The 12,694-nt window shown below is 67.7% G+C and carries 9 protein-coding genes; 7 read left to right on the top strand and 2 right to left on the bottom strand.

Going from position 1 to position 12,694, the window contains the following annotated elements; translation table 11 throughout:
• Positions 1–109: 109 nt before the first annotated feature.
• The 3 genes from ACFVX4_RS35110 to ACFVX4_RS35100 all read left to right on the top strand — a co-directional run bounded on the left by ACFVX4_RS35110 (position 110) and on the right by ACFVX4_RS35100 (position 3,910).
• Positions 110–1,711: a sulfatase-like hydrolase/transferase gene (locus ACFVX4_RS35110; protein WP_389985522.1), complete on the top strand. Its 1,602-nt coding sequence runs from the start codon at positions 110–112 to the stop codon at positions 1,709–1,711.
• A gap of 131 nt (positions 1,712–1,842) precedes the next feature.
• Positions 1,843–3,189: an MFS transporter gene (locus ACFVX4_RS35105; RefSeq protein ID WP_389985519.1), complete on the top strand. Its 1,347-nt coding sequence runs from the start codon at positions 1,843–1,845 to the stop codon at positions 3,187–3,189.
• Positions 3,190–3,604: 415 nt separating this feature from the next.
• Positions 3,605–3,910, top strand: coding sequence for an alpha/beta fold hydrolase (locus ACFVX4_RS35100; protein WP_389985516.1), 306 nt, complete (start codon positions 3,605–3,607; stop codon positions 3,908–3,910).
• Positions 3,911–4,458: 548 nt separating this feature from the next.
• Here ACFVX4_RS35100 and ACFVX4_RS35095 read toward each other — a convergent pair.
• Entirely contained in the window at positions 4,459–6,552 is a 2,094-nt protein-coding gene (locus ACFVX4_RS35095; RefSeq protein WP_389985514.1) for a DUF6351 family protein, read from the bottom strand.
• Between the two features lie 452 nt (positions 6,553–7,004).
• Entirely contained in the window at positions 7,005–8,147 is a 1,143-nt protein-coding gene (locus ACFVX4_RS35090) for a mandelate racemase/muconate lactonizing enzyme family protein (protein ID WP_389985511.1), read from the bottom strand.
• A 235-nt stretch (positions 8,148–8,382) separates the two neighbouring features.
• On the opposite strand from ACFVX4_RS35090, the gene ACFVX4_RS35085 reads away from it, so the two are divergent.
• From ACFVX4_RS35085 to ACFVX4_RS35070, 4 genes are all read left to right on the top strand, one after another.
• Entirely contained in the window at positions 8,383–9,384 is a 1,002-nt protein-coding gene (locus ACFVX4_RS35085; protein WP_389985508.1) for a LacI family DNA-binding transcriptional regulator, read from the top strand.
• Positions 9,385–9,503: 119 nt separating this feature from the next.
• The gene (locus ACFVX4_RS35080; protein WP_389985505.1) at positions 9,504–10,844 is read left to right on the top strand and encodes an ABC transporter substrate-binding protein; all 1,341 of its coding nucleotides are present in this window, start codon (positions 9,504–9,506) and stop codon (positions 10,842–10,844) included.
• 7 nt (positions 10,845–10,851) lie between these two features.
• Positions 10,852–11,802: a carbohydrate ABC transporter permease gene (locus ACFVX4_RS35075; protein ID WP_389985502.1), complete on the top strand. Its 951-nt coding sequence runs from the start codon at positions 10,852–10,854 to the stop codon at positions 11,800–11,802.
• Entirely contained in the window at positions 11,799–12,677 is an 879-nt protein-coding gene (locus ACFVX4_RS35070; RefSeq protein ID WP_389985499.1) for a carbohydrate ABC transporter permease, read from the top strand. The genes ACFVX4_RS35075 and ACFVX4_RS35070 overlap by 4 nt, the downstream gene beginning before the upstream one ends.
• The last annotated feature ends 17 nt before the right edge of the window (positions 12,678–12,694 follow it).

Here is a 12,694-nt window from a genome sequence, read left to right as displayed (position 1 = left end):
CACCAGCTCGTCAATCAGCCGGTCGTCCACAGACTTCGACGGAGCCGCCTCGGACGGCTCGACGGACTCGGCCTCGGTCACGTTCTCACTGGTCAACGATGCATCTTCCTTGATCAGGAGTTACACCGATCGTTTTACAGTCCCCAGCTGGGGGCCCCTGGAGCCGTTCGATGACTCGATGCCCGAACTGCTCAAGCAGAGCGGTGTGTACACGCATCTGGCCAGCGACCATCCGCACTACTGGGAGGACGGCGGCGCCACGTACCACGGCCGCTACAACTCCTGGGAGTTCTTCCGCGGGCAGGAGGGCGACCCATGGAAGGGGCAGGTGGCCGATCCGGAGATGCCCGACGACCTGAAGCGGATGCGCTCGGCTGCGTACCGGCAGGACTGGGTGAACCGCCCGCACATGGCGACCGAGGACCGGCATCCGCAGACCCTCACCTTCGACGCCGGACTCGAGTTCATCCGCACCAACCACGCCGAGGACCGCTGGTTCGTGCATATCGAGACCTTCGACCCGCACGAGCCGTTCTTCAGCCACCAGCGCTACAAGGACCTGTACCCGCACGCGTACGAGGGTCCGCACTTCGACTGGCCCGACTACAAGCGCGTGGTGGAGTCGGACGAACAGGTCGCCCACGCCGGGTACGAGTACGCCGCCCTGCTCTCCATGTGCGACCGCTCGCTGGGCCGGGTCCTCGATGCCATGGACGAGTACGGGCTCTGGGACGACACGCTCCTGATCGTCAACACCGATCACGGTCTGCTGCTCGGTGAGAAGGGCTGGTGGGGCAAGAGCGTCCAGCCCTGGTACAACGAGCTGGTCCATCTGCCCCTGTTCGCCTGGGACCCGCGGGCCGGCGGTGCGGGCGAGCGGCGCGACACCCTCGTGCAGACCATCGACCTGGCCCCCACGCTCCTGGAGTACTTCGGCGTCGAGCGCCCGGCCGACATGCAGGGCGCTCCGCTGCCCGTCGCTGCGGACCGCCCCGGACGCGAGGCCGGACTGTTCGGGATCCACGGCGGGCACGTGAACATCACCGACGGCCGGTACGTCTACATGCGCGCGCCCGTCTCCTCCGGCAATACCCCGCTGGAGGAGCACACGTTGATGCCGACGCACATGCGCGGCCGCTTCGCCCCGGCCGAACTCGCCGACGTGGAGCTGGCCGAACCGTTCGGCTTCACCAAGGGGGTCCGCACCCTGCGGATGGCCGGCCGGACCTTCGTCAACCCGTACCACCACGGCAGTCTGCTGTTCGACCTGGAGAACGACCCCGAGCAGCTGGACCCGCTCGTCGACGACGCCACGGAGCTGCGGCTCGCGACACTCCTCGTGGAGCTGATGCGGCGCACCGAGGCCCCGCCCAGCCAGTACGAACGCCTCGGCCTTCCCGGCGAAGGCCCCGTGACCGACGGGCACCTCCTCGTCCGGGCGCAGCGCGACCAGGCAGAGAGCGCGGCGGTGCCGCTGCCGCGCGCCGAGGACTATCCGGAGGGACGACTGTCCCTGCGTACGCCGGTTGCGACGCTGATCGGCGATCCGACGGCGCTGGAGGTGCTCAAGCGCCATCTGCCCGGGATCGCCGACTCGGAACTTCTGCAATTCCTGGGACCAACCCCGCTGATCGATATCGCCGCGATGGCAGGCGGAATGATCCCGCCCGACCGGCTGCGCCTGGTCGCCGAGGAACTCGCGAAACTCTGAGACCCGCCAGACGGGATCCACCGTTGAGGGCCGGCGAACGCCGGTGACGGGGCGGCTACCCCGTCACCGGCTCGCCTTCCTCTCCCCGCACTCATCCAGCGAAGAACGAGACGAAGAAGAGAGGTGGCGTCTTGCCAGAGCTTACCGAGGAACCCGCCGACACCACGCAGGAGATGAAGCGGGTCCCCGTGAAGGGCCGCTGGCGCCAGCTGTCCCTTCTCGGCGGCACCATGCTCGTCGAGAACACCGAGGCGAGTCTGATCAGCGGACTGTTCCCGGTGATCCGTCACTCGCTCGGTGTCTCGCTCGGCGCGCTCGGCCTCCTGACCGCCGCGGGCCGGATCGCCGGCGTGTTCGCCGGCCCGTTCTGGGTGTGGGTCGCCCAGCGCTGGTCCCGCAAGGGCGTCCTGGTTCTGGCCACCGGATTCTGGGGAGTGTGGGGCATAGCCGCCGGCTTCGCCCAGAACTTCACCCAGCTCCTGATCCTGGTCACCATCCTCACCGCCGGGTACGCCGCCTCCGGACCTCTCACCACGGAAATCCTGGGTGACCTCTTCGACAGCGAGTCCCGGGGCCGTGCTGTCGGCATGCTGTACGGCGTCATCAACCTCGCCGCTTCCCTCTTCGCCACCCTGAAGGGACAGCTCGCTGGTTTCGACGACGGCTGGCGCTGGGGTCTGTGGGGCATCGGCGCCGTCAACGTCCTCTTCGGCGTCGCCCTGTTGATCTGGATGCGCGACCCGGGCAGAGGCGCCTCCGAGCAGCAGCTCGTCGGCCTCGACCCACAGACACGCGAGGCCCACGCCAAGGTCACCATGAAGCAGGTGTCTGAACTCTTCCGGATCCCGAGCCTGGTGATCCTGCTCGTCTCCCGGCTCCTGTCCGGGCACCTTCTCGCCGCAGCGTTCGGCGTGATCTTCCTCGTGGACGTCTACGGATTCAGCACCCAGGTCGCCTCCGTCATCCTCTTCCCCATGGGCATCGGCTTCTTCACCGGCACCGTGCTCGGCGGCTTCCTCACCGACTGGGTCGTCCGCCACAACCGGCGCAACGGCCCCGTGGCCATTCTCCAGACCGCCCAGTTCGCCTTCGCGATCATCGCCTACTTCGGCACCCAGATCGACTGGGGTGGAATCGGTCTGTTCGCCGTCTTCTTCACCCTCATGGGCCTCACCCAGGGCATCAACCCGGTCGTCAACCGGCCCATGATCATGGCCGTGACCCTTCCCGAACTCCGCGGCGCGGCCTTCGCCATCTACCTCAGCGTCTTCGAGGCCGTCGCCATCGCCGCGTTCAGCCTCGGAGCCGGCTTCCTCGGCGACGCCTTCGGACTGCGCTCGGTGTTCCTGTGGGTTCTCGTCGGACTCATGCTCGTCAACGGCACCTTCCTCACCTTCCTCTACCGCACCTACGCCACCGATGTGGCCCGCGTCCAGCAAGCACTCGAGAACCGGCGACAGGCGGCTCTCGCCGGATAGATCGGAACCGATCTGTTCGTTCCGGTGATTCGTTGCCACCCCTCGGGCAGCCGCTCCGGTGGATGCCCGATCGCGTCCACCGGCGGTTCCAGTCACCGGTCTTGCTTGCTGCGGTTCGGCGAGCTCGTGCCGCCGCAGCTTTGGGGCCGTTGCCGCATACGGCGGCAGGGATTCGCCCGGCGCCAGCAGCTTGTCGCCGCTTGACAGGAAGCCGGAGAGGAGCTCGTTGATGTAGCCGGTGCGCTCGCGCACCGCGTCCAGCTCTGCGTCAGTGAGCTGGGCCAGGACAATCGAGGCGGTCTCGCGCGCATCGTCGGACGCGGGGCCGCGGCCGTCCGGGATGACTGCAGCCGCCCCCGACCGCTTCCGGGACGGGAGCCGCGACAGCGCGAGCGGACGCGCGTAGCGTTGTGGCATGGCGACGGTGCAGGTGAGCAGAGTTGACGTTGCCTACGAACGGGTGGGCCACGGACCGCCACTGGTGTTCGTACAGGACACTGGTCCTGGCCGATGCCTACGCCGGCTGGAAGGGGGCTCGCTGCCGGGGCTGTTCGCCGGTGACCCGCCCGCCGAGTTCGTCCCGCTGCTCACGGCGATGGCGGACGACGTGCGCCCGGACGCCAGGCTTGTCGTGCTGCCTGGCGCGGGCCATGTCAGCAACCTCGAGAAACCGGAGCACTTCAACCAGGCCGTCCGCGAGTTCTGCCGCGCGCACGCGTGATCCGATCGCGATTCGGCGACCATGGCGGTCCTTGAGAGGGCCGGGTGCCGGGTGATTTGGCGGGCCCCGTATGCCGGGGCCCGCCCCCTTCAGGCGTCCGCCCGCACGCTCACTGCGCTGGCAGCGGGAGGGAGGCGAGTGGGGACTTGCGCGCCTTGCTCACCACGCGCAGGCGGTCCAGTCGGATTGATCGTCGCTGCGGGCCGACTCCGGCACTCGGCTCGGAGCAGCGGATGAACTCGTCCGAGGATCCCGACCCGTTACTTTTCCGCTTCCCAGCCATCAACCCGCGCTCCCACCATCCGCCGCAACCGGGTCCCCTGGCGGGCGCTGGACACGGCCCGCCAGGGCTGGGAAAGCCGCCAGGCCGCCCCGTACTCCGGTGCTCTCACCCCCACTGACAACAGGGAGGGGAACAGCCGCGTGTGACGACGCTTCAGCGGCCCGGAAACAGGTGCCGACCTGGGCGAACACGGGAATTCACCACCACTGGCATCAAGGCGAGAGGTCGCACCTGCCCCCAGTTCGGGTCACCTGCCGCGATCCTGTCACTTCCGGTCGAAGGAGAGCCATGTACCGGCGAGGCCCTGCTGACCCGCCCCGGGCTTGGACCAGTCGCAGACACCGTCCCGGAAGATCGCCTTCAGATCCTCGAACTGGCCATCGGTCACCGGCACTCGGTAGTCGGAGCGGATCACGGGACGCTTGCGGCACTTGACGATGTCGTTGGCCACATCGGCTCCGGCGACCATCCGCGGCGATGTCCACACCGGGTAGAGGGTGTTGCACTCGGTGTTGTCGATGCCCTCGACCTGGGGCTCCGCGATCTTCTTCGCACCGATGCCACGGGTCCAGCAGGCGTCCGTGAGACCCTGCGGCTGGTGACGGACGATCTTGTCGATGGGGGCGTCGTTGCTGGAGTCTCCCTTGATGCCGGTAAGCCACTGATCCATGTCGGACAGCATCCCGGCGAGAGTGAATCCGTGCCCGTTGGAGCGGGTGAGCATGACCTGGTTGGCGTGGGTGCCGTTGGCCTTGTCCAAGCGCGCCCGGGTGGAGAAGGAGTGGAAGCGCATGTGCATGTCGCCGGCCGCCGCGTCGTCCGTGTAGTCGCGGTAGTCGATGATCGGAACGTCGGCGAGGCCGCCGCCGCCGTTCAGCATGCGGCCCGTGCGGTAGGCCGTCCGTACCGCCTTGAGATCGGCGACGGTGCGCTCCGCGGCGGGCTTGGCGTCGTCGTCGAGGCCGCCGATGCGCCGGTTCAGGTCGATGAACTGGTCCATGTCGATGGTCCCCTTGTTCAGGGCCTCAAGTCCGTACTGGATACCGGTGTTGTCGAGCGGCCTGCGCGCCTTCCCGGTCTCCGGCACCTCGCCGTAGACGTTCACGGTGTGGCTGTAGACGTCACAGCGGGCACCGTCCGGGTTGGTGACGGGGTCGTAGCGCTGCCCCTCGGGCAGCTGGCCCGGGCAGTACACCGTGGGGTCGATGCGGCCGCTGGCACGGGCCAGGCTGCCGATGCTCTCCCACTTGCCGAACCCGGAGACCGCCCTCTGCTGCTCCTGGGTGAACGCGTCCGGCGCGACCTCCTTGAAGTAGTGGTTCAGGAGCTGGGCGTCGCTGAGCGTCTGAATCGTCCCGAAGCCGACGTCGGGGAAGCTGCAGCCGGAGAGGATGCCGTCCAGCAGACCCGGGTAGTTGTCGGCGATCTGGTGGGTCTGGTACGAGCCGCCGGAGCAGCCGTTTCCGATGGTGAAGGCCGGGTCGCCGTACGTCTCCACGAAGCGTTCCTTGACCATGCTCATGGTCTCGGCGGCCAGCAGGTCGTTGCAGTTGTTGCCGAAGACGTTCAGCGTGGACGATGCGACGCCGTAGCCCTTGCTCAGATACGTGTCGTTCATGATGCCGACGGTGTTGCGGCCCTGGACGTACCAGCCGCCGTTACAGCCCCCGCCGAAGCCGTACACGAGGCGCCCGTTCCAGCCCGGCCCACGCTGCAGCGGGTCGGGGGTACCGGCGTTCGGGTCGTGCAGCACGGCCGTCTCGTAGATGCCGCGGTTGATGGTGCCGGTCTCTACGCGGACGATGTACGGCACCTTCTTGCCCGCGCTCGTCGTGGCGGTCGCCAGGTCGGCGGGACGGACGTTCTCGTCGGGCAACGGAACGAACTTGCCGGCCGTGGTGCGATACATGTAATCGACGCGGGTCTTGACCGAGCAGTCCTTGTCGATCGGCTGCCCGAGGGTGCCGCCGGTGACCGTCTTGAACTCGGCGGTGTCACAGACGAACGGCTGCTCCTGCGGCCCGGCGAACACCGGCCCCGTGATGGGGTGGTTCTTCAGGGTCAGCTGTCCAGAGTCCGCGCCCTGGGCCCTGGCCGTGAGCCTGTTGTCACCCTTGGACAGCTCCTTCACCACGCCCATCAGCGCATTGTCACCGGAGGGCCGGAAGCTCGGGGTCACGTCCCGGCCCTCCACCTCGACCCGGACTTTGTCGACCGCTATGGAGGCGGGCACCTCGACACGTATCAGGGCGTCGTCTCCCGACACCGTGCCGGGCCGCGACGACACGGCCGTCACCTGCAGCTTCTCGCGTTCCTGGCTGCCGGCCGGCGTCGCCGACGCACCTACCAGCACGCTCATGAACGCTATGCCGACAAGGCCCAGTTCGACCGGCCTCGCGGCTCCTCTGAACGACACGACGGAACTCGCCTCACTTTCTGGAGTCGGAGATCGTGCTCAGTGTGTAGATGCGGGCCATGGGCCCGCCGGGACGGTGATGCGAATGTCCCGTGATCATGGTGTGCAACTTCCCAGTTAATGACATGCACACGTAATATCTGGCTCCGCGTACGGCTGCGCCCGCCGATGAAGAGCCGAAGGACTTCAGGCAGGCCCGGATCGACTGCTTGTTGCCCCCGTACGGCGGTGCCGGACAGGACGACCGGAACAACTACGTCGCAGACGAAGCGGCGCCGTCCCCACTCCGGTGTTCCGGCAGGGACACCGGCGGCTGATACGGCGGGGCGAAGGAGTCAGGTCCGGGCCCGCGCCGGTGGCCACGTCAAAGGCCTGCGCATTCCGGCCCTGCGCGGCTACCAGTTGGTGAACGCCCCGTCCGCCGTGCGCAGGTGCGGGCGCTCGGCCGCCGCGGCCTGGTACCGCCGCGCCGCCTCTCGGTCGATGTCGACGCCGATGCCGGGCAGTTCGCTCAGCTCCACCCGCCCCGGCAGGATCGTCGGCCGCGCGGTGAAGAGGGCGGCGATGGCCGGATCGGGGTCGGTCTGGTGCTCCTGGATCGCCACATTGGGGCAAGCCAGGTTGAGTTGGAGCGAGGAGGCGGCGGTGACCGGGCCGAGCGGGTTGTGGGTGGCGAGCTTGATGTGGTGGGTCTCCGCCATCGCCGCGATCTTCTTCGCCTCGGTCAGGCCCGCGGCCACCCCGACATCCACGCGCGCGTAATCGATGAGGTCGTCCTCGATGAGTGTCCTGAACTCCCATTTGGAGCCGTACTGCTCACCTGCGGCCAGTGGTACGCCGGTGCGGGCCCGCAGCATGCGGTAGCTGTCCGGGTTCTCACAGCGCAGTGGGTCCTCGACGAAGTACGGGCGGGCCGCCTCGATCTCCCGGCACAGGGTCAGCGCCTCCGGCGGATCCAGGCGCGTATGGACGTCGAGGATCAGCTCCACCTCGTCGCCGACCGCGTCCCGCACCTGGTGGAAGAGATCGACCGAGTCGCGCAGGCAGCGGCGGGCGTCGAGTGTGCCGTCGGCGTCGTGCGGCGAGGCGAACCGCAGGTGGCGCCAGCCCTCGGCGACCAGGTCGCGGCAGCGGTCCAGGAACCACGCGCGGTCGTGGTAGCCGTCGCCGACATGCACATAGGCGGGTACGTGATCACGCACCCGGCCGCCGAGGAGCTCATGCACCGGTACGCCGAGTGCCTTGCCGCGGATGTCCCAAAGGGCCACGTCCACCGCTGCGATGGCGGCGCCGAGTATACGGTCGGCGGGGAAGAACCCGCGCCGGAACATGACCTGCCAGAGGTGCTCGATCCGTCGCGGGTCCTCGCCGACGATCAGCTCCGCGAGGTGCTCGAGACCCCCCGCGACCGCCCGTTGGCGCGACCTGATGCCGACCTCGCCCAGGCCGTGGATGCCCTCGTCGGTGTCGACCACGACCAGCATCATGCTGTCGCCGTGGTCGGGGAGAGTCAGCACTTCCAGGCCGGTGATCTTCATTCCACTCCTCTATGAAAACGTTCCCGCAATTTCAGTGCCGTTCTTGAGAACACATCATCGGCAGCAGTCGAGCCGAAGCGCAAGACCCGTGCATGCAGAAGGTTTCCCTCGATGAAATACTCCTGACACACGTCTTGACACGCCCTGGGAACGTTCGCAAACATCAACCGCATTCGCAGGATCCAGATGCGAGGCGACCGGGGTCCCCCGGCTCAAGACGACGAGGAGGCCGTCCGTGGCAGTAACGATCCGGGAGGTGGCGAGCGCCGCGGGCGTCTCGGTGTCGACGGTGTCCCGTGCGTTCACCGCACCCGACCAGGTGCAGCCGACGACGCGGCAGCGCATCCTCGACGCCGCGACCAAGCTCGGCTACTCCCCCAACCCGGCGGCCCGTTCACTGCGCGGCGGCGGCACCGGAACGCTCGGCCTCATCGTCCCGGACATCGCCAACCCGTTTTTCCCGCCGATCATCAAGGCGATGCAGGCCCGCGCCCGGCACCTGGGCTACACGGTCCTGGTCGCCGACAGCGACGAGCGCGAGGGGGACGAGCTGGCCGCCATCGCGGCCGTATCGAAGCGGGTCGACGGCCTGATCCTGTGGGCCTCCACCCTCACCGAGGACCGGCTCCATGAACTCGCGGGCCGGATGCCACTGGTGGTGGTGAACCGCCATGTGCCGGGCATCCCCGAGGTCCGGATCTCACTGTCCGCCGGCATCGCGCAGGCCGCCGAGCAGTTGAAGGCGTACGGTCATCGGCGCTGCGTCTTCATCAACGCGTCCCGCGCCGAGCTGAGCCGCGGCAAATCCATCCAGGAGTCCTTCGAAGCGCTCGACCTCTCCCTGTCCGAGCTCGGCCCGTACGAGCCGCGGTTCGAGACGGGCGTGCACGCCGCCACCCTCGTCGCCGCCCACGATGCGACGGCCGTGATCGCCCACAACGACCTGGTCGCCCTCGGCGTGCTGCACCAGATGGCCAACCTCGGCGTAAGTGTGCCGCGCGACGTCAGCGTCATCGGCATCGACGACACGCTGCTCGCCTCCGTCTCCACCCCCAGCCTCACCACGATCAGGATCGACCCCGAAGAGATCGCCACGCGGGCGGGGGACCTCCTGATCGAGACGATCGCGAGCGCAACAGGACGTACTGGAAAAGGACTTGAAGTCACTTCCCCCTTCGTGGAGATCGGCTCCCGCCTGATCCCCCGCGCCTCGACGGGCCCCGCACCCGCCCACTGATCCACGGCGCACACCACCACAACGAGCAAAGCACCGCACTACACAGCACCGAGCCCACTCCTGCCCTTCTTGGAGCCGTTATGCCCAGAAACTCCCGCTGTGCGGCCATACTTGGCTGCATGGCGCTGACCGCGACCCTCGCGGGCTGTTCCTCCCTCACCCCGAGCAGCGCCGGCGGGGACGGCGATCTCCTGCTGCGGGTGCAGGGCATGCCGCCGGCCACCGACAAGCCGGGGCTCGCCCTGTTCAAGAAGCAGGTGGCCGACTTCGAGAAGGCCAACCCGGGCATCAAGGTCAAGGGGTCGACCACGGTCTTCGACCCGCTGACGTTCTCCGCGAAGCTGTCCGGCGGCAATGTCGAGGATGTCATCAAGGTGCCGCTGACCGAGCCGCAGCGGCTCATCCAGCAGAAGCAGGTGCAGCCGATCACCGGGCAGCTCAAGGAGTGGAAGCACTTCAAGGAGTTCAACCCTCAGGTCCTCCAGCCGCTCACCGACAGCGCCGGCGACGTGTACGGCGTACCGCAGAATCCGTACGCCCAGGGTCTGGTCTACAACCGCGAACTCTTCGAGAAGGCCGGCCTCGACCCCGACAGTCCGCCGACCACCTGGGCGGAAGTCCGTACCGCCGCCAAGAGGATCAGCGACAGTACCGGCAACGCGGGCTTCGTCCACGAGTCCAAGGACAACCAGGGCGGCTGGCAGCTGACGATGCTGTCGTACGCCTTCGGTGGCGAGCTGGAGAAGGAGCAGGGTGGCAAGTACACCGCCACGCTCACCGGGGAGCCGACGAAGAAGGGGTTGCGGCTGCTCAAGGACATGCGCTGGAAGGACGATTCGCTCGGCAAAACCCTCCTCAACAATCAGAACGACGTGATCAAGCAGTTCGCGGCTGGGCAGGTCGGCATGTTCATGGGCAGCCCGGGGACGTACCGACTGGCGAAGATGCAGTTCGGCATGGAGAACACCGACGCCTTCGGAGCGGCCCCGATGCCGCAGTCCGGCGGCGACGCGACACTCACCGGCGGCGACATCTACATGGTCCCGAAGTCCGCCGACAAGAAGCATGCGGCAGCTGCCGTCAAGTGGCTGACCTTCGCCTACGCCAAGCCGCAGTACAGCACCGACATGGCCGCCGAGCAGGCCAAGGCGCTCTCTGCCGACCCGAAGTCCGCGGTGGGCGTGCCGACGCTGCCGGTCTTCGACAAGAAACGGCAGACCGAGATCGACGCCGCGATCAAGCCGTACGTCAATGTGAAGCTGCAGAACTTCAAGCCGTACATCGACGGCCTCTCCACGCTGAAGCTGAAGCCGGAGCCGCCGTACCAGGCGCAGAAGCTGTACACCGCGCTCGACCCGGTGGTCCAGGCTGTGCTCACCAAGCGCGACGCCGACATCGACTCCCTGCTGGCCTCGGCCGAGAAGGACGTCAATGCCAAGCTCGCCGCGGACCAGAAGTAGCCGGCCCATGGCCCTGCTCACTCCGTCCCGGCGCCCGGCCGCTGTGTCCAAGAAGCCCGTGCCGCCGACCCTGCCGCAGCAGCGGCGTGGCACCGGCGCCCGCAAACAGCTCACGGCCTGGCTGTTCCTCGTTCCCGCGCTGCTGGTCTTCGGGCTCTTCGCCTGGTGGCCGATCGTACGCAGCCTGCTGATCAGCTTCCAGAAGACCAACCTGGTCGAGCCCGCGGTCTGGGTCGGCCTGGACAACTTCCGTACACTGTTCGACGATCCGCTGCTCGGCACCGCCGTCGGGAACACGCTGTTCTTCGTGGGCCTCGGCCTGCTGATCGGCTTCCCGGCGCCGCTGATCCTGGCCGCGATCATGTCGACGGTGCGGCGCGGCGCGGGCGTCTACCGCTTCCTGGTGTATCTGCCGGTGGTCATCCCGCCGGTGGTGGCAATCCTGCTCTGGAAGTGGTTCTACGATCCCGGGAGCGGGCTCTTCAACAACGTCCTCGGCAAGGTCGGGCTCGGCCCGTACTCGTGGCTGGAGTCCTCCGACAGCGCCATGCTCTCGCTGGTCCTGGAGGCCACCTGGGCGGGAATGGGCGGTGCCGTCCTGATCTACCTCGCGGCGATGGTCGGCATCCCCGGCGAACTCTACGAGGCCGCCGAGGTGGACGGCGCCGGGATCTGGCGGCGGATCTGGCATGTGATGCTGCCCCAGCTGCGGTCCGTCATCGGACTGTTGCTGCTCGTCCAGCTGATCAACACGGTGCAGGTCTTCACCGAGCCGTACATCTTCACCGGCGGCGGACCCGAGAACTCCACCCTCACGGTCCTGCTGCTGATCTTCCGGTACGCCTTCCAGGACGGCGAGTACGGCCAGGCCGCCGCGCTCTCCTTCCTGATGGTGCTCACCCTCGCCCTGCTCTCCGCGGTGTATCTGCGGGCCACCCGCAGCTGGAGCACGTCATGACCACGCTCACCACCTTCGTCTCCACCAGCGACCGCCAGCGCCCCGGTGTGCGCGCCGCAGTGCGCTCCATCCAGGTGTTCACCCTGATCCTGCTGCTGCTCATCGGCATCGGACCGCTGTACTGGATGATCAAGGGCGCGGTCTCACCGCCCACCGAGCTCACCACTCAGCCCCTGGCCCTCTGGCCGGACCGGCCAGCCCTGGGCAACTTCTCGGCGGCGTACACCGATCTGAGTGTCGGCCGCTATCTGATGAACACCTTCCTGGTGGTCGGCGGATCGTGGTTCGTGCAGCTCTTCGTCTCGGCCACGGCGGGCTTCGCCCTTTCGGTACTCAGGCCGAAGTTCGGCAAGGTCGTCTACGGGGCGATCCTCGCCACGATGTTCGTGCCGTACACGGTGAACATGGTCAGCCTCTTCATGACCGTGATCGATGTGCCGTTCCTCCACCTCAACCTGGGCGACACCTACTGGGCGATCTGGCTGCCGGCCGGCACGAACGCCTTCACGGTGCTACTCGCCAAGCAGTTCTTCGACGCCCTGCCGAAGGAGCTGTTCGACGCGGCGCGGGTCGACGGGGCGAGTACCTGGCAACTGCTCACCAAGATCGTGCTGCCCATGAGCAAGCCGGTGCTCGCCGTGATCAGTCTGCTCGCGGTGATGCACTCCTGGAAGGACTTCATCTGGCCGCTGGTGGCCATCACCGACCCCGAGAAGCAGCCGATCAGCGTCGCTCTCGCCCAGCTCGCCACGCAGGCTCCGCAGGACCAGCTGATCGCCGCGATGGTGCTCGCCGTCGCCCCGCCGGTGCTCGTCTTCGTCGTCTGCCAGAAGTACATCGTCGCCGGGCTCGGCTTCACCGGAGTCAAGGGCTGAGTCCCACCGGAGCCGAC

Origin of the sequence: Streptomyces sp. NPDC058240, from assembly GCF_042882135.1 — a bacterium.
In the GTDB taxonomy this organism is placed as follows: domain Bacteria; phylum Actinomycetota; class Actinomycetes; order Streptomycetales; family Streptomycetaceae; genus Streptomyces.
This window is presented reverse-complemented; position numbering and strand designations above follow the sequence as displayed.

Bases quoted from the DNA above. Each gene is read 5' to 3' on its own strand.
- ACFVX4_RS35100 (WP_389985516.1), top strand. From the start codon at position 3,605: ATGGCGACGGTGCAGGTGAGCAGAGTTGACGTTGCCTACGAACGGGTG.
- ACFVX4_RS35095 (WP_389985514.1), bottom strand. From the start codon at position 6,552: ATGAGCGTGCTGGTAGGTGCGTCGGCGACGCCGGCCGGCAGCCAGGAA.
- ACFVX4_RS35090 (WP_389985511.1), bottom strand. From the start codon at position 8,147: ATGAAGATCACCGGCCTGGAAGTGCTGACTCTCCCCGACCACGGCGAC.
- ACFVX4_RS35080 (WP_389985505.1), top strand. From the start codon at position 9,504: ATGGCGCTGACCGCGACCCTCGCGGGCTGTTCCTCCCTCACCCCGAGC.
- ACFVX4_RS35075 (WP_389985502.1), top strand. From the start codon at position 10,852: ATGGCCCTGCTCACTCCGTCCCGGCGCCCGGCCGCTGTGTCCAAGAAG.
- ACFVX4_RS35070 (WP_389985499.1), top strand. From the start codon at position 11,799: ATGACCACGCTCACCACCTTCGTCTCCACCAGCGACCGCCAGCGCCCC.